Genomic DNA, 21,735 nt, shown 5'->3' on the forward strand with positions numbered 1-21,735 from the left:
GCTATTTAACTTCGTCAATAGTACCTTTCATATAAAAAGCCTGTTCTGATTTATCATCATGTTTACCTTCCAATATTTCTTTGAAGCCTTTGACAGTATCCTTTAGTGATACATATTTACCTTCAGTACCGGTAAATGTCTCCGCTACGAAAAATGGCTGTGACAAAAATCTCTGAATCTTACGAGCACGTTGAACTGTTTTTTTATCTTCTTCAGACAATTCATCCATACCCAAGATAGCAATAATATCCTGAAGGTCTTTATAACGTTGCAATACTTTTTGGACATCACGAGCGACATTATAATGTTCTTGACCGATAATCTCTGGATCCAAAATTACAGAACTAGAATCCAATGGATCGACAGCTGGATAAATACCAAGCTCTGATAAAGAACGTGAAAGTACCACGGTAGCATCCAAGTGACCAAAAGTAGTAGCTGGAGCTGGGTCAGTCAAGTCATCAGCTGGCACATAGACAGCCTGAACTGAAGTAATAGATCCTTTAGTAGTTGAAGTAATGCGCTCTTGTAACTCGCCCATCTCCGTAGCTAAGGTTGGCTGATAACCAACAGCTGAAGGCATACGTCCCAAAAGTGCTGACACCTCAGAACCAGCCTGAGTGAAACGGAAAATATTATCAATAAATAAGAGGACATCTTTTCCTTCGGTATCACGGAAATATTCTGCCATAGTAAGCGCTGACAAAGCTACTCTCTGCCTTGATCCAGGTGGTTCATTCATCTGACCAAATACTAGAGTAGTATTTTTTAATACGCCAGAATCTTTCATTTCATGATACAAATCATTACCTTCACGAGTTCTCTCTCCTACTCCAGCAAAGACTGAAAAACCTCCGTGCTCTTGGGCGATATTTCTGATAAGCTCCTGGATAACCACTGTCTTACCAACACCCGCCCCACCAAAGAGTCCTACTTTACCACCTTTGGTAAATGGACAAATTAGATCAATGACCTTAATACCTGTTTCAAAAACTTCTGTTTTGGTAGTTTGATCGGTAAACTTTGGCGCCTGACGATGAATTGGCCATTTCTCTTGTGTCTCAGGATCAGCTTGTCCGTCAATGGCCTGCCCTAATACATCAAACATACGTCCCAAAGTCTGTTTACCAACCGGGACAGCAATTGGTTGTTTGGTATTTATTACTTCTTGTCCGCGAGCCAAACCATCAGTAGAACTCATAGCTACAGTTCTGACCATATTGTCGCCCAAATGTTTTTGGACCTCCAAAACCAATGTCTTGTCGCCAATTTTGACCTCCAAGGCATCATTGATCTCAGGCAAATCTTCGGCAAAGAAAACATCGACCACTACACCGATGATCTGTTTGATAATTCCCATGTTTTTCATATTCTTCATATAATTATTTATATTCTTAAACCGGTTGAATCATCGCTTTGCGATGGCTCCGCCATAGCGGAGCATTCAACTGGTTAAACTTGTTCAACAGCCGCACTACCACTGGCAATCTCCGCAATTTCTGAGGTGATACCAGCTTGTCTGGCCTGATTATATACTAAGGTCAATTCATCTATCATATCAGAGGCAGCGTCAGAGGCATTTCTCATAGCAAACATGCGAGCACTATGTTCAGACGCTTCCGATTCCAATACTGCCTGGTAGATTTGCACTTCTATAAGACGGGGCAAAAAAGCATCAAGCACTTTTCTGGTATTTGGCTCAAATAAAAAGTCTGCAAAACTGTCTACATTGATTTCTTCTACTTTACCTTTTTCGTGGATTATATGACCAAGTCTGGCATCAATCTCCGGTACAATAGGCAGCAGCTGTTTAACATGAGGCATTTGAGTAAGTGATGATTGAAAATCAGTAAAGGCCACAAAAATTTTATCATATTTACCGGCCAAAAAATCCTCAGTAATTAAATGGCTAATTGGTCTGATAGCTGACGCGTCCACTGTAATATCATCTTTGGGAAAATCAGCCACCAAATTCAGTTTGTGTCGTCTGGCTTCGTCTCTGCCCTTGGTGCCACAACTGACAATGTCCGTCACTTTGGAATTTGGATTGTGGATTTTGATAGAGTCTACTACTTTTTTTACCAAATTGGTATTGAAGCTACCACATAGTCCTCGATTGGAACTAATAAGTATAATAGCTACATTTTTGGCATCCTTATCAGACCTAAAAAATGGGTGACGGCTAGTATCCAATTTTTTGCAAAGATGAAGAACAGTGGCCCAGGTAAGATCAGAGTAAGCGCGGGATGACAAAACACGAGCCACGGCTTTTCTCATTTTAGAAGCTGCGACCAGCTCCATAGCCTTGGTAATTTTTTTGGTATTTTTGACAGATTTTATTCTGCGTTGTATGTCTCGTGTTGCTTGAGGCATCAGACTAATAGGTTAATTGTATAATAGTTTAATTGATTAATTACTTTCCGCTATTTTCTGCTCCATTTCTACCAGTTCGTCAATCAAAGACTTGAGTTTGTTTTCAATATTTTCTTCTAACTGTCCGGTACTAGCAATAGATTCCATGATATCTTTACCTTCATTATCCAACTTAGCAAAAAGTTTATTTTCAAAATCCGCTATATTTTCTACTGGCACATTATCCAAATGACCATTAGCGGCGGCATAAATAATGGCAACTTGTTTTGGCTGTGGGATTGGATTATATTGACCTTGTTTGAGTATTTCAGTCACGCGAGCGCCGCGATCAAGTTGTTTTTTTGTAGCTTCATCCAAGTCAGACCCAAATTGAGCAAAAGCTTCTAGCTCTCTGAACTGAGCTAGATCAAGTTTTAACTTACCAGCTACTTTTTTCATAGCTTTTATCTGTGCGGCACTTCCGACACGAGATACTGATAATCCGGCATTTAAAGCTGGCCTGATACCTTTGTAAAACAAATCTGTTTCCAAAAAAATCTGACCGTCTGTAATAGAAATTACGTTGGTTGGAATATAGGCCGAAATATCACCAGCTTGAGTTTCAATAATTGGAAGTGCTGTCAGTGATCCACCACCCATCTCGTCACTCATCTTGGCGGCACGCTCTAGTAGTCTGGAATGCAAATAAAATACATCACCAGGATAAGCTTCACGTCCAGGAGGACGTTTCAAAAGCAAAGATATTTGACGATAAGCTACGGCATGTTTACTCAAATCATCATAAATAACCAATACGTCCTTGCCTTTATCCATAAAATATTCTCCCATCGCTACTCCAGCATATGGAGCAATATATGACAATGAAGCTGACTGAGATGCACCAGCTAATACTATAATAGTGTGGCCCATGGCTCCGGTTTCTTCCAATTTACCCAAAATCTTGGCAATCTTTGATTCTTTTTGACCAATAGCTACATAGATACAAATCACATCCTTACCTTTTTGGTTGATGATAGTGTCTATTGCAATAGCGGTTTTACCAGTCTGACGATCTCCAATAATAAGCTCACGCTGTCCTTTACCAATCGGTATGATAGAATCAATTACTTTGATACCAGTCTCGAGTGGTTCTCTGACACCTTTACGAGTGATAACACCAGGAGCAATTTTTTCTACTGGATAAAATTCTTTGGCTTTTATTTCACCTTTGCCGTCAAGAGCTTCTCCTAAAGGATTGACCACTCGACCTATTAGATTTTCTCCGACTGGTACTTCCAAAATACGCTTAGTACGTCTGACTTTATCACCTTCTTTTAATTTGCCGTATTCACCAAAAATAATGGCACCGACTGAATACTCTTCCAAGTTCAAAGCTACACCGTAGATTTTTTCACCCTTAGAAGTCTCAAATTCAAGCATCTCTGAAGACATAGCATCAGAAAGACCCGATACTTTGGCAATACCGTCTCCTACTTCAATAACTTCACCGACTGATTCTTCTTTGACATCAGACTGGAAGCTTTCTAATTGCTTTTTCAAACTTTTGACTAAATAATCGTATGACATATTAATAATTGGTTAATTGCATAATTACTTAATTGGTTAATTGCTTAGCCAATTTATTTAAATTATTTTTTATAGATATATCGATCACCTTATCCTCATATTTTATCAAAACACCGCCGATAAGATTATTGTCAATTTCCTCCTGACTAACAACCTTTTTTTCGGTCTTATCTTCAATAATTTTACAGATTGCCTTGACCTGCTTCTCATCCAATTTTTCTTTGCTATAAATATTGGCGCTGACAATACCCTCTTCAGCAAAATATAAATTTTGTAATTCTTCTAAAATTGAAGGTATTATTTTTTCCAATCTGTACTGGGCAATATACTTAGAAAAATTTGAAATAATAAGATCGGACTGCTTTTTATCTTTATCTTTGATAGCAGTATATACTCCTTTGGCTAGTATTTTGGCTTGATCTTTGCCCTTCATCTTATTTTATTTCCTTTAAAACTTTTTCAATGTATTTTTTGTCCATTTCTCTGCTAAGTCCGCCAGACAATATTTTTTCTAAAGCTATCACTATCATATCAGCCACTTCTGATTTTATTTCTGAAACCATATTGTCTTTTTCACCGGCAATCTGAGTTTTGGCTTTTTTAATAAGCTCCTCTATCTCCGACTTTGTCTTTACTATACCAGCTTTTCTGGATTCTTCAGCTTGCAATCTAGCGGCTTCCAAAATCTTGGCTGCTTCAGATTTTGCTTCCATTAGCTTGGCTTTGACATCTTCTTCTACCTTGGTCAATTTTTCGGCAGCTAATTCAGCGTCAGATAAACCTTTTTGGATTTCATCGCTTCTTTTTTGCATAGTACGGGTAAGAGGTTTGAGGGCAAAAAACCACAAAACCAATACAACAACTGTAAAGTTTACCAGCTGAGCAACGAGTAATTTCCAATCAACTCCAAATAATTGTAAAATTTCCATATTTATAATTAATTACTTATTCCTGACCTAAATCCGCCAGTTGGCGGATCAAGGACAGGGAAAGCAATCAAAATTTATTTGATTGAAAAAGCAATAATCAAGGCATAAATGGCAATAGCTTCAGCAAAAGCTGAAACCAAAAGCATTGGAACTAGGATTTTACCAGCTGATTCTGGATTGCGTCCAATAGATTCCATGGCTTTAGCACCAATTTTACCAATAGCTAGAGCTGGAGCAAAACCGCCGATGGCGATCGCAGCTGCTTTGGCAATTAATGTTAGATCCATATGGTTGTTTCCTTTCTTGATAATAATAGGTCGATCTTATTTTTATTATTTTTTACGTCGCCTAAAATTATCACTAATTAATTATATTTGTCATTCTGAATTTATTTCCCCCGGCCCGCCAAAGGCGGAGCCTCGCGAAGCGGGGCGAGCAGAATCTCAACTATTGAGATCCTCAATCAAATCCCGGATGATTGGATTGGGTTAATGTTCATGTTCGGTAGAAGCAATAGTATAATATACCAAAGTAAGAATTGAGAAAATAAGGGCTTGAATAATTCCTACTATAACTTCCAAAAACATAAATGGAAGCGGCACACCATAAGCTACCAAAGCAGAGATAGAAGCAATCAACACTTCTCCAGCAAAAATATTACCAAACAACCTAAATGACAATGAAGCCACCTTGGCTATTTCTGATACTATCTCAATCAATCCTACAAAAAATGTTATGGGATTGACCAAAATAATAGTTGGTTCATGTCTAATTTTGCCCGGTATTTCTATCAGGGCTTTTATATTTATAAATTTATTAAACCAATTCCAACCGCCAACTACAATAATACCAAATATGTTGGCTGACACCACCGCAAATAAACCCAAAGCTAAAGTAGTATTTAAATCAGCGGTTCCACCTCGAAAAAGTGCTGTACCATTATAAGTAATAGAACCCAAGCCAGGCACCAAACCAAGCCAGTTGTTTATTAATATAAAAAGAAAAATTGAAAATACTACCGGGAAAACTCTTTTACTTTTTTCTCTATTATTGGTTACCAAATCCATCATGCCAAGCGCACCATCAATGATAGTCTCCATAAAGCTCTGAAATACAGAAGGTATGCGACTATTTTTGGCGCGAATTATAAGAGACAAAATAATAATTAAAAAAACTGCTACCCACGATGTCAGCAGTGAATTGGTGACATTAAACTCGCCTACATTAAAAACAGTCTCAGCAAACAAAGTGTGCTCATGTTCTTCATGAGCGCCCTCACCTTCGGCGTGTGTATCAGCTTCCTGATGACTTTCTTCGCCTAAAATTTCTTCAACAATATGGGAATTGTCTTCTATATTATTTTCTATTTCTAGACTCATTGTTTTGCTTTTTCTTTAACTCTTCTTCCTTTTCAATTTTTTTCATGTATTTTACTCCAGTGATAGTAATACCTACCGAAGAAATAACAAAGGCCAGTCCGGTAATACCCAAAAAGTATAAAGGATATGTGCCTTGCTTTTCATCAAGCCAGCGACCCAAAAACAGAGCTCCGATAACTGGAAAAGCAATCCAGCCAGTAGTCTCGACAAAAATGGTAAGAGCTAATCGCATATACTCATTTTTGTCAGTATTTTTGTTGTCTTTTTTATCTGACTCCATAAATTTCTAATAAACAAAAAGCGGCTACATTATAACCGCTAAACCTGAAAAAGTCAACACTTTTTCAAAAACCGCTAAATTACAAAAAATACAATAATATTGACAAAAAGCTAAAAATATGTTAATATAATAGGATTTTCTGTACACTTTTTCTCCAGCGAAAGGAACGCTAATGCTTAAGGAAGAGCTGCATACCAAATGTGGAAATATCATCCACGTCAGCCAGAAAGCCCAGCGACATCTTGCTGCACACCCTGATGTGGAAAATCTCTTGGAAGAAGCTGTTTCTAAGCTTGCCTTGCCCACTGACAACAGTGGATTCTGCCGGCAAGAAATCTGCCTGGGAAGAATTATTGGCACAAATAACTGTGTCAAAACTCCTCCCATCAACGGTCTCATGAACGCGACCTTTGCTATTCGTAGTGGTCGCAATGTTGCGAGCCGAGTCGTGGTTGGCGTCAAAAAACCCAAGTGCGACATTGTGTCGATAATGGCCTACAAGTGCCAAGGCAAATGGCATCTTGTCACCGCCTACATCGGTCCTTTGGCTCCTCGTGAGCCTCATGACCCTAGCCTGAGAAATGATCCGCGGGCTTTGGCAGAGTCCATGAACTTTTGGTGCTGTCATGCCCTGGTCTATGACAACACTTGGAGCACTCCTTTCACTGCCACTTGGCAGCAGATTGTGTGCAATGCACCTTGAAGATCACGACCAAACCCTCATCAAGCTCATCATCAACTGGATGAGCCAGACGAAAGAGAGTTGAAATGCGCCGTGCTCCGATTAAGTCCAAGACTTCCCTGGAAGTCGGCGGCGACTTCGGCAATGTTATGACGATCGCTACTATCGGCACAGCAGTGATCGTTGGCATGCTCTGCCTCTGCCAGTACTTCCACTTCTTCGGGATGTAAAAAATCCCACCCGGTCATAAAACCCATCACAATGGGAAAGAGAGTCTGACCAACTCTCATTTTTTTTATTTAAAAAACCGCCCTTGCGGACGGCCTGTCATTCCGGATTTAATCCGAAATCTCCAAGAGATCCTGAAACAAGTTCAGGATGACAAATTAAATTTATTCTAATCTTGGTTTTTCCACATCTTCCAGCTCAAAATTGCCGGTCTTACCGCTGATTTTGAGAATATCCTTATCTATTTTATTGAATTCCTTATTGGAAATATTATAAGTATTGGCCACTGTGGAAAGCTGATTACCCAATTTTTTGTGATAATCGCCATAGACCAATAAATGTTTTTGAAGCAGTTCTACATTTTTTCTGATTTCTTTGGCTGACTCTTCAATCTGCAAAGCTTTGAGGCCCTGCAGTACAGTTTGCAGATACGCAGCAAAAGTAGTTGGTGAAACTATGATGACTTTTTTTTCATTAAAAGCATAATCAATCAGCGAGCGGGTATTTACTTTGACCGCACCCACTTCATTGATGAGCAAATCATAATATATACCTTCGGCCGGAATAAACATAAAAGCAAAGTCAAGCGTATCTTCATTTGGCCTGATATATTTGCTAGTTTCATCAATTCTTTTTTTCAAATCATTTTTAAATTCTTTTTCCAGGACTTCTTTTTTGCTTTTGTCTGTTTCATCAATTATGCGACGGTAATTTTCCAAAGAAAATTTGGCATCAACCGGTAATACTTTGTCTTTAATTTTTACTACCGCATCCACTGCTTCGCCATTTTTGAAATGATACTGCATCTCATATGATTGTGGTGGCAATATATTTGATAATATAAGTTCCAAACTGGCTTCGCCAAGATTGCCACGAGTTTTGGCATTGGTCAAAACTTTTTCCAGATTTTGCAACTGATCGGTAAAGCCGACTACTTGCTTGTTGGTTTCTTCAAGTTTCAAAAGTTTTTCGGTCATCTCCTTGGAAATACGACTGGTTTCCATGAATTGATCTTGGAGCATCTTGGAAGAATGACGTGTGGTATTATCAATTTTTTCTCCTAGTTGATTTTTTAAGTCTGCCATCTGCTGTTGGAGCATGAGTATTGCTTTGTCTTCTTTGACTTCTTGTGGCTTATTATTTTTTATCATTAGCCAAATCACTACCCCTACCAAAGCTAGAATTAAAATTGAAGTAATAAGTGAAAATGTTTCCATATATTTATAATTTATAAGTAGTATCACTGCGTTTCTCTATAGTAATGATTTTTATATTATCATCTTTGATTTGAAATATAATTCTTATTTGTCCTTTTCTTACTCTAAAAATATTATCATAACCTTTTAGTTTTTTTATATCCAAATCACTATAATTTCTACTCTCAATCTGTAATAATATTTTTTTAATAATTTTTTTTTGAGAGCCCGTAAACCTTTCCAACGCTTTTCTTATTTTATCCATATATTTTACAAACGAGACAAAATTTCTTTGATATCAACGCCACCCTTTTTTATTTTTGTAAAATCAACCACTGTCTCCCAATTTTCTTCGTTTTCTAAAGGACTAATTTTAAAAACTGGCTGTGATTTACGTAAAACGATAAAAGAATGACCTTGTTTTACTTTATTAATATAATCATCCATATTTTCCCTCAATTCTTTTAAACCTACGATACTCATATCTTTTACTTTAATTATTAGTTTAATTAAAGATTAACATAAGATTAACTTAAAGTCAACCACCTATCGCAAATGAAATAACTCAATCGCGTTGTTGCCGCTTATCTCAATGATTTCCTTTGTTGATAAATTTTTTATCTGCGCTATTTTTTCCGCTACCTGTCGGACATAAGCTGGCTCATTACGCTGGCCTCTATATGGAATTGGTGTCAAATACGGCGCGTCAGTTTCAATAAGCATTTTGTCGCTTGGTATCCACTTAACAATTTCCTCCAAAACACCCGTTTTGTCAAAGGTAACAATACCGGTAAAACCCAAATAAATCCCAAGCTCCACAAATTTTTTAGCTTCTTTTAAATCACCACCATAACAATGTACTACCGCCCTCTTAATTCCTTCATCTTTTAATACTCGATAAATATCAGCATAGGCAGTTTTGTCTTCTTTGCCATTTCTACCATGGATTATCAATGCCAAATCATTATCTTTGGCCAATCTAATATGAGCTCTAAATACTTCTTCTTGTTTGGCTTTTATTTCTTCAATAGATTTTGCTCCTTTTTCAAGACATTGCCAAAGATGAAAATAATCAAAACCAGTCTCACCCATAGCTACTACTTTTGCTTTGCCACTAGTTATCAAATCCTGATAATCATCTGGTTTGAATTCTTCATCATAGACGTGAATCGGATGAAGACCAATAGAACTAAAAAAATTTGACTCCGCCAAAGCCAAGTTGACCGCCTTGCGGCTAGTATCATAGGCCGCACCGACATTGATAACTTGCATACCAGCCTGACGACAACGACCTATCACATCTGACAGGTCGTCTTTGTATGCCTCAAAGTTTAGATGAGCGTGACTATCAATTAACATTTTCAAATATAGATTTTAATTGTTTTATTGCCTCTGGTATAAAAGGCTTGATTATTATGGCCACATCAATGGCAATTGTAGCTAATTTTGAATTTAAGACCAGATTGGAGATTGTATCACTAATAGGCAACAGCGACATTAGATACACCAAAGCAGATACCGCCAGACAGCCTCCCAAAAACCCAACTATTGCTCCGGACAATTTGTTTATCAAATCAATAAAAGGAATAATATGAAATATTCTATTGATGACTGAGACAATGATGCCGACTGCAATATTGACCGCCATAAATACTCCTACAAAAGCCAATATCAAAGCCAAGGCTTCGTTGTCAAAATTGGCTACTTCCATAATCCAGGCACCCACTTGCTGCATATAGTGACTGCCGGCCCATATACCAAAGATAATTCCAAAAAATCCGCCAATGGCTCCAACTAGTCCGGTCCTAAAACCTTTCCAGGTAAAAAAGAATAAAATTACTATTAATGCAATGTCATACCAATTCATTTGTTCCCCCGTTAAATAAAATTTAAGTTATACTTAAATTTTAAATTCAATTAATTAACTTTATTTAATTATTTATTATTAAATATATTACACACCCCTTAGTATTGCGTACAAAATTGAATTTATTTAACGGGGTAAATATTTTATTTATTATTAATACGTGGAAAAAGAGGTTCTTCTGGTTTTTTTATTTTATCTGCTGTTATTATACCAATAATTTTCTCTGCTGTCTTGGGCATAAAAGGCGTTAATCCGTTAGCAATGCTATACATATCTTTAGCTAAAGATTTTAATATCCCAGGCAAAGCCTCTTTATTTTTTGAATCATTAGATTTTGCAAGTTCCCACGGCTTCTCATTTTCAATTAAAGAATTTAAATTACCTATCAACAACCATATTGTCTGTAAAGCTTCTTTAAATCTGAATTTTCTTATTTCTTCATTAGCCAATGGTGTAGGAGTAACTTTACTCCAATCAATTTTAACATCTCCATCTATATAATTTTCTATCATATTGGTCACACGGTTGACCAGATTACCCAAGCCATTTACCAAGTCTGAATTATATATTTGCTCAAATCTTTCAATATCAAAATCACTATCTTCAAAAGAATGCACATGCCCCAAAAGAAAATATCTGACAGTATCAGTACCATATTTAGTTGATAATTCTATTGGATCAATTACGTTGCCAAGTGACTTACTCATCTTCTGGCCACCTACATTGATAAAGCCGTGGACAAAAAGATTTTTTGGTAATGCTAATCCAGCAGACATCAAAATCGCCGGCCAATATATAGCATGAAAACGAGTGATATCTTTACCAATCACATGGACATCTGCTGGCCAATATTTCTGATACAATTGTCCATCATTTAAATAATCTAAAGCATTAATATAATTACTCAAAGCATCAATCCAAACATACATTATTTGTTTGTCATCATCGGGCACAGGCACTCCCCAACCGTGAGCCCGCTCAACAGAACGAGAAATAGAAAAGTCTTCTAGCCCCATTTTGATGAAACTAATTATTTCATTTTTTCTTGACTCTGGGATTATTTTGTATTCTTCTGATTCAATCAACTTGAGAAGCTTGTCCTGATAATTAGAAAGTTTAAAAAAATAATTTTCCTCTTCTACTATATCTGGCTCTTTTTGATGAGTCAGACATTTACCATCTACTAAGTCTTTTTCCAGAAGAAAAGACTCACAACCAACACAATAATAGCCTTTGTATTGTTTTTTATAAATATCTTCCGACTTACAGGCTTTCCACAATTTTTGAGCACCTTTGAAATGTCTGCCTTCAGTAGTTCTAATAAAATCATCAAAAGATAAATTTAGATAGCCTTTTAAACTTTTAAAAACCTCGGCGTTTCTATCACATAGCGCTTTAGTCTCCAGGCCTTCTTTTTGGGCAGCTTGGACATTTTTCAAACTATTTTCATCAGTGCCAGTCACAAAATAAACATCATCACCCAACTGACGATGCCAACGCGCCAACATATCAGCTTGGACTGCTTCCAAAGCAAAACCAATATGCGGATGAGCATTTACATAAGGAATTGATGTTGTTATATAAAATTTATCCATACTATTTTTTAAAATCTAAGCGCATACAAATATCGTGTTCTTTGAAACCTGATTTTTCATAAAAAGGAACCAGCTCTTTTTTGCAATCCAATATTACCTTGTAGCAATTTTCTTTTTCAGCAGTCCTGATAGCCTCCAAAAGCAGTGCCTTGGACAGACCACGACCTTCATAACCGGAACGTGTCACTACATCCTCTATGTGAGCGGCGGCTTTGCCGCCGTGAAAAAATTTTGGTTCAATCAACAATTTTACAGTAGAGACAATCTGACCCTCCATTTCCGCTACAAAAAAATAGATGTTTTGTTTTTTGGCGGCAAGCCAAATATCTTTGAGTTTATCAATATCCAATATACTGATGTCGCTCATATTGGCCATAGTTTCTACAAAGCCGCTACCAGTGACAAAATCTTTTTCTTCTAGTTGCCTAACAACGAAATCCATTAGTCTGTAATAATTATTTTCTTAGCTACTACACCATAGAGCTTATTTAGCTTTTTGGTCAAATCACTTATTTCTGTGACTGTACCTTCTACAAGTAAAACTATCAAGCCGGTACAATTTTTGACACAAGTCCTAGACGGATTGACTCCGGTTCTAGCTAGTATCATCTTGCCGTGCTCTGTAAAAATCTTTTGGGTATCAATCGCATAATTGTGTCTATCTTTGAGTAAAATGGTAATAGTGCCTAAATGTTTTTTACTTGGCATATTATTTATTTACAATAATTACAAATTCCCCTTTTACTTTATCGGCTTTGATCTGCTCTAAGACATCTTTGGCTTTGCCGCGATAAATAGTTTCAAATTGTTTGGTCAGCTCACGACCGACTATCAAATCTTTGTCGCAATCTGACAAGGCAGTCAGAGCCTTGTCTATACGATGGACTGACTCAAAAAATACCACTGGAATCTTTGATGCTTTAATCTCCTCTATCAAAGTTTGTCTGCCTTTTTTGTGAGGCAAAAATCCCAAAAACAAAAATTTGTCCATAGCAATCCCGGCTACTGAAACCAAAGCCGTCAGAGCTGAAGCGCCTGGGATAGGGACAATCTTTGTGTCAGGAAAATTTTCTAATACTAGTTCTATAAGCTTGCCTCCTGGATCTGATATTCCTGGCGTACCAGCATCAGTAATCAGAGCAATGTCTTTGTTATCTTCAAAATATTTTTTGAGCTTGGAAAAATCAGCCAACTGACTGTGCTGATGCCAAGAAACTAGCCTTGTCTTGATATCATAGCGATCAAAAAGCTTTTTGCTGACCCGAGTATCTTCGGCCAAGACCAAATCTACTTTTTTTAAAATATCAAGAGCTCTGATAGTGATATCATCTAGATTGCCAATCGGTGTAGAAACAATATAAAGCATTATTTTTTTCTTTTATCTAATATACTTTCAACATAAACTGTCAAAGCCAAGGTAACTGGTACAGCCAAAAGGGCACCTACTACTCCGCCCAGACGAGCACCAGTCAAAATTGCCAAAATAACCACCAGTGGATTCAAACCCGTCGTCTTACCCATCACTTTTGGCACAATCAGATTGTTTTCTACCTGCTGAACCAGGAAATACAAAATAGCTACAGCAATTGCTTTGCCAGGGGATTGAGAAAAGGCAAAAAATACACCTGGAATGGCTGATATCCATGGACCCAAAAATGGTACTATCTCAAATATTCCAGCTACCAAAGCCAAAATTAAAGCATATTTTATACCCATTAGTGACAATCCAATATAAACCATGGCAAATACTATAATAGACAAAAATAACTGCCCCCTCAACCAATAACCCATCCGATGTTGCATATCAGTAATCAGCTTATCTATATAAGCCTGATTATTGGACGGTGTGATAGTTTTGATAAAACGCTTCATGGCATTTTCTTCTACTGTCAGATAAAAAGTAACTACCAAGACCATCAAAAAACTAAAAACACCTCCAAAAATAGAAGTAACAGTTCTAAATATTCCCGAAGTTGCTGAAGTCAGACTTTTGGTAATATCAGCAAAACTGGTGCTGACTGTTTCTCTAGCTACACTTTGATCGACGCTCCTCAAATAATTTATAGTGTCTGCCAACTTGGAATAGAAATCCGGAAAAGCCTTACCAATTTCTTTGACCTGCTCTACTATCGGTCCAGCTAATAGATAAAGTGACCAACCGACTAGAGTCAAAAACACCATATATACTCCGATGATACTGACGGTTCTAGGAATTTTTTTAGTTTGCAGCCAATCAATAAGTGGATCAAAAGCCGAGGCCAAAATTACAGCCACAAAAAATAAAATTATTACGTCTTTGACCAGAAACAAGAAACCAACTATCAAAAGTATAAATATCGTCCTGACAATAGTACCTGTGGAAATTGATATAGTTTGTTTGGACATATTTTTATTTTCTTACCCCGCGCCTTTATAGCCGCAGGTCTTATTAATTATCTTCACCTCATACCTCAAAGGTGTGAGGCTTATTTTGTTAGTATATTTAAAAATTTACTTGTATTTTCAAACGGGCCCATGATGGCCAGATTTGATTGTGACCAGCTAATAATTATTTTAGCCATGTCGTTGACCTGCTTTAAAGTGACTTTATCCAATTCTTTTAGCTTGGCTTCCAAATCCTTGATTGGTTGGTTGATAATTTCCTGACCTAAAAGGAAATTTAGATAAGTCGGAGCACTTTCCATCTTGAGAATCATACGACCCCTCATATTATCTTTAGCTTTTTTGAGCTCTTCCTGACTGACACCATCTTTTACCAAAATATTCAATTCTTCTTTGATAGCTGTTAACGCTTCATAAATTTTATCTTTGTTTAGACCGGCCTGCACTACAAAAGCACTAGAATCCTGATAGCCTGATAGTGAAGATTTAATAGAATAACAAAGTCCTCGTCTTTCTCTGATGTTTAAAAATAGTCTAGAGCTCATATTTCCGCCCAAAATATTGGCCAGAACCTGTGAGGCCAAGAATCTTTTATCACTACTGGCTACTGACCTAAAGCCCAACATAAGCTGAACCTGCTCAAGTGAACGCTTGACTAGTTTTACTCGCGGTTTTTTCTGAACGGGGAATTTGACCCTGACAAACTTATTTCTCGGTTTTTTCTTTTGCAAAGGAAATAGTCTGTCTACCAACTTCAAAGCCCGTTTTTCATTGAACTTGCCGGCAATAGCAATCACGCCGTTACCAGAAAAATAATGTTTTTTATAATAATCGTACAAAGCATCTCTAGAAACAGTTTGGATATTTATTCGCGGCCCGGCAATAGATGGACCCAAATCACTATTTTCAAAAAGCAATTCTTCAAAAGCATCTTCGATATACAAAAGCGGATTATCTTCGTACATGTTTATTTCCTCCACTATCACACCACGCTCTCTATCCACTTCTATTTTTTCAAATTTGGAATTATGGAGCATATCCGAGAGCATATCAACTGCCAAAGGAAGATGAGAACTGTCTACGGTAATATAGTACCCTGTATATTCCTTACCAGTAAAAGCATTATACTCAGCTCCAACATTATCCAACTCCTTGGAAATATCAGCGGTATTTGGACGACGATTAGTTCCCTTAAACATCAAATGCTCCACAAAGTGCGAAGCTCCATTTAAAGCCTTATTTTCCAGACGGCTACCTACTTTATATAAAACCTCAAAAGTAACCGCTTTTGTTTCTTTTTGCGGAAAAAATATAATAACTGATCCATCACGACGGACTATTCTTTTAAACATATATTAAAAAACTTTTTATTAATCTAAAAACACTAAACTATTATAAAACTGTTCATAATTGTCATCTGGTATTGCACCGTTACTAATAGTAAATATATAAGCGCCATTTTCAAATACAATATATTCTGCATTCCAATTATCATATTGATCAGTGGTAATTGTGGCTTTTATAGCATTAATACCTCCAATAACTATATTCTGTCTGCTTTCTTGCCTATCTAAAAATTGATCTCCCACATCAGCAATAAGCTCTTCGACTGTCTTTTCATTTTTATTATAAATATTAATACCCCACTGAAAATCTCCCGTCAAATCTTTTGGACTAAAACCCACAGTCAGACTAGGCCCTATGCTATCAACATCTGCAACTGTCCAATCATCTGGATATTCGATAGAAAAATTATATTGATTATTGGTATATGTTTGCCAATAATTTTGCTCCTCGCCTTGAACACTAATACTATTTAAATCAGCATTGGTAATACCCAAAGACAAAAATCTCATAATCTGATAAGCTGCGTCACCACTATTCATATAATAACGTTTTCCATCACTTGGATTTACATACCAAGCTTGGCCCTTATCCTCAACCTGCAACAAAATCCTGCCTTTTAATCTATTGGCTAAAGAATAATCATAATTTAAGGTACCCATACCCATAGGGTCATAACCATTTTTTATTTCCTCACCATCTAAATACCCATCATCATCACTATCTGCATCATTCATATCAGTTCCTAAAGATTCTTCAGTTTTATTGGACAAACCATCATTATCATTATCACCATCATAGGGTAAGGCGATAGAATCTATACCTACTGGTACTTTGACCAAATTAATATTGCTAATACCTAAGCCCGTATCCCTCATTAGCCCAAAGGCTACCTCACCATTTTTCATATAGACTCTTTCTCCACTGTCAGGCAAAACATACCAGGCCTCACCATGACTCTGGACTTGGAGTAAAATATAGCCTCTCAATCTATCTGCTAATGAAGCAGCTTGGGTGGTATTGGCTAAAAATACTAACCCTAAAATTGCTAAAAAATAAATTTTTTTCATACTTATATAATTAATTTATCTTTGAAATAATTCTTGAGTTCCGAGATAGCCACTCTATCTTGTTTCATACTATCTCTATCTCGGACAGTCACCATATTGTCTTCCAGACTGTCAAAATCTACGGTCAGACAATATGGCGTGCCTATCTCATCCTGGCGACGATAACGGCGACCAATCGCCTGAGTCTCATCATAGCTACAGACAAAATCTTTTTTGAGATCAAGCAAAATCTCTCTAGCTAGCTTAGTTAAGGGTTCTTTTTTGGAAAGCGGCAAGACTGCTATCTTGATAGGCGCCAAGTAGTACGGTAATTTCAAAACTACCTCCATGTCCTTTTTAGACTCGGTGGTGGTCGTCCTACCGCCCTCTATCTCAGTATAAGCCGCCAAAAGAACTGCCAAGACGCTACGGTCTACTCCGAGCGATGGCTCTATCACATGAGGGATAAATTTTTCTCCAGATATTGGATCAGTATAATTAAGATCCTGGCCGGAAAATTTTTGATGTTGAGTCAAATCATAATCAGTCCTATAAGCCAAGCCGTAGAGCTCTTTTTGACCAAAAGGAAATTTGTATTCAAAATCAACTGTTCGTTTGGAATAAAAAGCTCTATCTTTTTCTGATATTTCTACCTCCACCAAGTTCTCTTTTTTTAGCCCCAAAAACTGACACCACTCTCTCATGACACTCAACCAATCTTCAAAAGATTTTTTCCAGTTTTTTGGATTGACAAAATATTCTACTTCCATTTGTTCAAATTCACGAGTACGGAAAATAAAATTTTCGGTGGTTATTTCATTTCTAAAGGCCTTACCAATTTGGGCAATACCATATGGCAGTCTCATTCTTTGAGTCTCAGTGACATTTTTGAAATTTACAAAAATACCACCCGCAGTTTCCGGCCTCAGATAAACTGCTGAAGCACTGTCTTCTACCGGACCCATAAAAGTCTTAAACATCATATTAAACTGCCTGACTTCTGTCAGCTCGCCACCGCAATCTGGACAGACTATTTCTGACGGATTGATTGGTTTAGCCTTATCATAAAGAGGCTCTATAGAATTGTTTTCCAAGAGATGGTCATAACGGAATCTTTTGTGACATTTTTTGCAATCCACTAGTGGATCCGAAAAATTATCCACGTGACCAGATGCCTCCCAAACTTTCGGATGCATGATGATAGAAGCATCAAGCCCTACCATATCAGCCCGAGAAGTGACAAACATCTTCCACCAAAATTTTTTAATATTATTTTTTAACTCAACGCCTAAAGGACCGTAGTCATAGGCTGCACTCAAACCTCCGTATATTTCTGAAGATGGAAATAAAAAACCTCTACGCTTGGCCAGATTTACCACCTTATCAATAATTCTGATTTCTTCCATAAAAATTACTGGAATTTAATATTTTAATAAACAAATTATACCTGAAATAAGCTCAAAATTCAAGTTATCAAAAAAACCCGCCGTGTCAAACACGACGGGCCAAAATCTTAGTAACCAGTTGGTTTTTTGACACTTATTTTTCCGCCCACATCATAGACTACTATATCACGTCTATCTAGTTTACCGTTGAGTAAAAAATTAGCCAAAGAATTGTCCACCTGCTCCTGTATCACACGCCTCAGAGGCCTAGCACCAAACACCGGATCAAAACCAGCTTCAGCCAATTCACGTTGAGCGGCAACAGTAATTTCAAAAAATATGCCTTTTTCTTCCAGACGTTTTTGAACTTTTTTGAGCATAAATCCGGCAATCTGAAATATTTCATCTCTAGTCAAAGGCTTAAATACTACAGTCCCGTCAAAACGGTTGATAAACTCTGGTCTAAAGATATTTCTAATTTCTTCTTTGATAAGATAATCTTTGAAATCTTCTATATTTTTACCTTGATTTATCTGATCTTGTATATACGACGTGCCAGCATTAGATGTAGCTACAATTATCAGATTAGTAAAATCAACCGTCCTGCCAAGAGCATCCGTCAGTCTTCCATCTTCCATAACCTGCAAAAAGATATTTAAGATATCTGGATGAGCCTTTTCTATTTCATCCAAAAGTAGTAGTGCAAATGGCTTGTGCCTGACCGCCTCTGTCAATAAGCCCGGTGTGCCATTTTCCGGTGAGCCAATAAGTCTTGGTAAAGAATTTTGGGCTTGATATTCACTCATATCCAGACGAATCATATCGTTTTCATTGCCAAAATAAACCTCAGCGACTGTCTTGGCCAGTTCTGTTTTACCAACACCAGTTGGGCCTAAGAAAAGTAAATTTACAATTGGTCTTTTTTGATCGCGTAGTTCGGCTCTGGCTCGACGCAAAGCTGCTGCCACCAGATTGACTGCCTCATCCTGACCAACAATACGCTTATGTATTTCCTCTTCCAAATTAAGAAGCTTGGTAGATTCTTGAGCGCTGACATTTGTGAGTGGTATATCTGTCTTATCACTGACCAGCTCCTCTATATCTTCTGACCGTACCAAGTTGTCTTTTTTACCACGCTTGGATACATAAATGCCAGCTTCATCCATAAGATCTATAGATTTTCTAGGCTGGGCAGTCTCAGTAATATATCGACTAGATAAATCATAAATTTTCTCTAGAGCATCGTAGGTAAAATAAACTCGGTGTTTGTTTTCTACACTACCTACATGAGCTTCCATCATTTGGATTGTCTGATTTTTATTTGGTTCTTCTATCTTTATCTTTTTGAGCTCTTGGCCAAGACTACTACTTTCTATATATTGGACATACTCTTTACTGTTTGACGTCGCAATAACTATCACATTTTTCTTTCTTATTTCTGACGACAAAACCTCAGCTAATGATACTCCCTCTGTACCCTGAGATGATATACCGACTAATTGATGAATATCTTCAATATATAAAATAATATTTCCTGAAAGAGCCACTTCATTTAAAATAGACAAAAATCTTTCTTCCAAGCGTCCAGTACCCTCAGCCCCCGACACTATCATAGGAACTGATAGAGAAACTAATCTTTTGTCTTGGAAAAGCTCAGGAATCTCCTCAGCCATCATTCTGTTGGCAATCCCCTCGGCTATTTTGCCCTTGCCAATGCCCGGCTGACCAACCAATACCACACTGGAAATATTACTTTCAATAGTTGAGATAACTTCGTTGATTTCCTTGTCTCTGGCCACTGTCAAAGGCAAAGCACCTGATTTGGCCGCCATAGTCAGATCATAAGAAAAACTATTTAATACCGGCGTAGCAATTGCGGTGTATGATCTATTGATTCCAGATTTTGGCTTAAAAAATGAACGACTACGAAATCTCTTATATGTATTTATAAGTTCTTTGTTTATATTTACCCAGGCAATGACGTTATCTATTTTTTCTTCATCAATATCAAAATCATAAAACATGTTTTTGACTGCCTGACTGGATGTAATAATGCCAGCCAAAATATCAACTTCGGCTATCTTGGTGGCCTGCCTGTCGAGCATGTGAAAGTAAGCATTGAGTAAAACATTTTCTGCCTCTGGATCAATTTTATTTTCTCTTGACTTGTTGGCTGTCAGGGCCTCCAAATTTTCGTCTATGCTTTGCTTGACACTATCTGCTCCCACTCCCAAACGAGCCAAAACTAATTTAATATCCTTATCATTTAACAGAGAAAATAAAATATGCCACACCGTGAGCGGAAATATTTTTTTGTAGCTGGCATAAAGCCAAGCTTTATCTATTATATTTGAAGTTTCCTGTCCCAGATTGTCGGCAATATTATGCGTAGTATGCTGATCAACATCAGACAATATTTTTCTCTTGGCCTCTTCTCTAATACCCGGTATAGTCAAGCGATAATACAAAAACATATCAAATACTACCAGTATCCACAAAAATAAATTGTACTCATCTGAAGTATTGAGAAAACCCCAAAGATTTCTGGGATCAAACTGCACAACATTTAAAATATTATAAATAACTACCAAAGTTGTAATAACAGAGGCTATTAATATGGTATTAATTATCAAATTTAATATTTTTTTGAATTCCCTGACAAAAATATGAGAATGACTAATTACCCTTTCAAAATATAAAATATTATTATTTACAAAATAATAAGTGCCATGCCCAAGACAAGTGGTACAGGTATGCCCATCCACTTTGCCTTGACCGTCGCAAATCTGACAAGTTGTAAACTTCAAGCTTTCCATAGACTAGAAAAGTTGCTTAATATCCCCCAGACAGCCACTATTGGTAAAAATATCCAGAAAATAATAATTGATAAATATAAAATTGAAAGTAAAATAAAGAAAATTAAACGGACTATAATTAAAATAAGCCTCATAAAAAAGCTTATAATCCTACCTTCTCTATCATACTGACCAAACATTGGCTTGAACATGCTCTTGAGCATCAGAGTCAAGGCCAAATTACGATTAGTATTTTGTATAGAATTAATAACGTACAAAACCATCTTTTTTAACCCTTGGGTATACCACCAAATAGGAAAATACAAAATTTCCCCGATTAAATCGATGACAAGAGATTTGGTAGCCTGAACTATAATGTTTTGCGTCATTGACTAAATTATAGCATTTTTTACTTATAAAAAAAAGAAAGAAGACAAAAAATACCGATTGGATAAAATCTTTACAATTTAATATTAAGCCAAACTAATTTCTGAAGCAGAAATATTAAAAACATCCTGCTGAGCAATAATCGCAAGCGGCATTACAATGTGTCTTTGGTGCCTTGCAACCAGTACCTCCCACATAAGATCCGCTATACAAATTTTGACTAGAACTACTATCCCAACAAGAATCAATCAAAAGAGAATCACAAACTTCACTCACACCAACTACTATCACAGCCGAA

25 protein-coding genes are annotated in these 21,735 nt (G+C 36.9%); 1 reads left to right on the plus strand and 24 read right to left on the minus strand.

Translation table 11 applies throughout. The annotated features are described in order from the left end of the window. Position 1: 1 nt before the first annotated feature. From atpD to KKH39_05255, 8 genes are all read right to left on the minus strand, one after another. Positions 2-1,369 (minus strand): F0F1 ATP synthase subunit beta, encoded by a 1,368-nt coding sequence (gene atpD / locus KKH39_05220; protein MBU1203414.1) that lies wholly within the window; start codon positions 1,367-1,369, stop codon positions 2-4. 83 nt (positions 1,370-1,452) lie between these two features. Next, the gene (gene atpG / locus KKH39_05225) at positions 1,453-2,373 is read right to left on the minus strand and encodes an ATP synthase F1 subunit gamma (protein ID MBU1203415.1); all 921 of its coding nucleotides are present in this window, start codon (positions 2,371-2,373) and stop codon (positions 1,453-1,455) included. Positions 2,374-2,409: 36 nt separating this feature from the next. Further along, positions 2,410-3,939 (minus strand): F0F1 ATP synthase subunit alpha, encoded by a 1,530-nt coding sequence (atpA, locus tag KKH39_05230; GenBank protein MBU1203416.1) that lies wholly within the window; start codon positions 3,937-3,939, stop codon positions 2,410-2,412. A 28-nt stretch (positions 3,940-3,967) separates the two neighbouring features. Further along, on the minus strand, positions 3,968-4,372 hold the full coding sequence (atpH, locus tag KKH39_05235) for an ATP synthase F1 subunit delta (GenBank protein MBU1203417.1): 405 nt from the start codon (positions 4,370-4,372) through the stop codon (positions 3,968-3,970). A gap of 1 nt (position 4,373) precedes the next feature. Next, complete coding sequence (gene atpF / locus KKH39_05240; protein MBU1203418.1) at positions 4,374-4,868, minus strand: F0F1 ATP synthase subunit B; 495 nt, start codon at positions 4,866-4,868, stop codon at positions 4,374-4,376. Positions 4,869-4,942: 74 nt separating this feature from the next. Then, entirely contained in the window at positions 4,943-5,155 is a 213-nt protein-coding gene (locus KKH39_05245) for an ATP synthase F0 subunit C (GenBank protein MBU1203419.1), read from the minus strand. 201 nt (positions 5,156-5,356) lie between these two features. Next, entirely contained in the window at positions 5,357-6,247 is an 891-nt protein-coding gene (locus KKH39_05250) for a F0F1 ATP synthase subunit A (GenBank protein MBU1203420.1), read from the minus strand. Further along, positions 6,225-6,527, minus strand: a complete 303-nt coding sequence (locus tag KKH39_05255) for an AtpZ/AtpI family protein (GenBank protein MBU1203421.1) — start codon at positions 6,525-6,527, stop codon at positions 6,225-6,227. The genes KKH39_05250 and KKH39_05255 overlap by 23 nt, the downstream gene beginning before the upstream one ends. A 259-nt stretch (positions 6,528-6,786) precedes the next feature. On the opposite strand from KKH39_05255, the gene KKH39_05260 reads away from it, so the two are divergent. Continuing rightward, positions 6,787-7,230, plus strand: coding sequence for a hypothetical protein (locus KKH39_05260; GenBank protein ID MBU1203422.1), 444 nt, complete (start codon positions 6,787-6,789; stop codon positions 7,228-7,230). Positions 7,231-7,601: 371 nt separating this feature from the next. Here the strand turns inward: KKH39_05260 and KKH39_05265 are convergent, their stop codons facing one another. The 16 genes from KKH39_05265 to KKH39_05340 all read right to left on the minus strand — a co-directional run. After that, positions 7,602-8,654, minus strand: a complete 1,053-nt coding sequence (locus KKH39_05265; GenBank protein ID MBU1203423.1) for a DNA recombination protein RmuC — start codon at positions 8,652-8,654, stop codon at positions 7,602-7,604. A gap of 4 nt (positions 8,655-8,658) precedes the next feature. After that, positions 8,659-8,898, minus strand: coding sequence for a hypothetical protein (locus tag KKH39_05270; protein MBU1203424.1), 240 nt, complete (start codon positions 8,896-8,898; stop codon positions 8,659-8,661). A 5-nt stretch (positions 8,899-8,903) separates the two neighbouring features. After that, the gene (locus tag KKH39_05275) at positions 8,904-9,116 is read right to left on the minus strand and encodes a type II toxin-antitoxin system Phd/YefM family antitoxin (protein ID MBU1203425.1); all 213 of its coding nucleotides are present in this window, start codon (positions 9,114-9,116) and stop codon (positions 8,904-8,906) included. Positions 9,117-9,179: 63 nt separating this feature from the next. Continuing rightward, positions 9,180-9,992, minus strand: coding sequence for a TatD family hydrolase (locus KKH39_05280; protein MBU1203426.1), 813 nt, complete (start codon positions 9,990-9,992; stop codon positions 9,180-9,182). After that, positions 9,982-10,500 carry a CvpA family protein gene (locus KKH39_05285; protein ID MBU1203427.1) on the minus strand — a complete coding sequence of 173 codons (519 nt, stop codon included), beginning with the start codon at positions 10,498-10,500 and terminating at the stop codon, positions 9,982-9,984. Before KKH39_05285 ends, KKH39_05280 begins: the two co-directional genes overlap by 11 nt. Positions 10,501-10,643: 143 nt before the next feature. Then, a complete protein-coding gene (metG, locus tag KKH39_05290; protein ID MBU1203428.1) occupies positions 10,644-12,095 on the minus strand; it encodes a methionine--tRNA ligase in 1,452 nt (483 codons plus the stop codon). A 1-nt stretch (position 12,096) separates the two neighbouring features. Next, the gene (locus KKH39_05295) at positions 12,097-12,537 is read right to left on the minus strand and encodes a GNAT family N-acetyltransferase (protein MBU1203429.1); all 441 of its coding nucleotides are present in this window, start codon (positions 12,535-12,537) and stop codon (positions 12,097-12,099) included. Beyond that, a complete protein-coding gene (locus KKH39_05300; GenBank protein ID MBU1203430.1) occupies positions 12,537-12,803 on the minus strand; it encodes a hypothetical protein in 267 nt (88 codons plus the stop codon). The genes KKH39_05295 and KKH39_05300 overlap by 1 nt, the downstream gene beginning before the upstream one ends. A gap of 1 nt (position 12,804) precedes the next feature. Next, positions 12,805-13,461, minus strand: a complete 657-nt coding sequence (gene rsmI, locus KKH39_05305; protein MBU1203431.1) for a 16S rRNA (cytidine(1402)-2'-O)-methyltransferase — start codon at positions 13,459-13,461, stop codon at positions 12,805-12,807. Beyond that, entirely contained in the window at positions 13,461-14,480 is a 1,020-nt protein-coding gene (locus KKH39_05310; protein MBU1203432.1) for an AI-2E family transporter, read from the minus strand. Before KKH39_05310 ends, rsmI begins: the two co-directional genes overlap by 1 nt. An 80-nt stretch (positions 14,481-14,560) precedes the next feature. After that, the gene (locus KKH39_05315) at positions 14,561-15,829 is read right to left on the minus strand and encodes an insulinase family protein (protein MBU1203433.1); all 1,269 of its coding nucleotides are present in this window, start codon (positions 15,827-15,829) and stop codon (positions 14,561-14,563) included. An 18-nt stretch (positions 15,830-15,847) separates the two neighbouring features. After that, positions 15,848-16,891: a hypothetical protein gene (locus tag KKH39_05320; GenBank protein ID MBU1203434.1), complete on the minus strand. Its 1,044-nt coding sequence runs from the start codon at positions 16,889-16,891 to the stop codon at positions 15,848-15,850. A 2-nt stretch (positions 16,892-16,893) separates the two neighbouring features. Next, complete coding sequence (locus KKH39_05325; protein ID MBU1203435.1) at positions 16,894-18,267, minus strand: glycine--tRNA ligase; 1,374 nt, start codon at positions 18,265-18,267, stop codon at positions 16,894-16,896. A 116-nt stretch (positions 18,268-18,383) separates the two neighbouring features. After that, a complete protein-coding gene (locus tag KKH39_05330) occupies positions 18,384-21,071 on the minus strand; it encodes an AAA family ATPase (protein MBU1203436.1) in 2,688 nt (895 codons plus the stop codon). Further along, the gene (locus KKH39_05335) at positions 21,059-21,439 is read right to left on the minus strand and encodes a hypothetical protein (GenBank protein ID MBU1203437.1); all 381 of its coding nucleotides are present in this window, start codon (positions 21,437-21,439) and stop codon (positions 21,059-21,061) included. Before KKH39_05335 ends, KKH39_05330 begins: the two co-directional genes overlap by 13 nt. A gap of 115 nt (positions 21,440-21,554) precedes the next feature. After that, positions 21,555-21,735: hypothetical protein (locus tag KKH39_05340; protein MBU1203438.1), on the minus strand; the 181-nt coding region annotated here is incomplete at its 5' end.

It is taken from the genome of Patescibacteria group bacterium (assembly GCA_018819405.1).
Taxonomy (GTDB): domain Bacteria; phylum Patescibacteriota; class Patescibacteriia; order UBA1558; family GWA2-36-10; genus XYD1-37-29.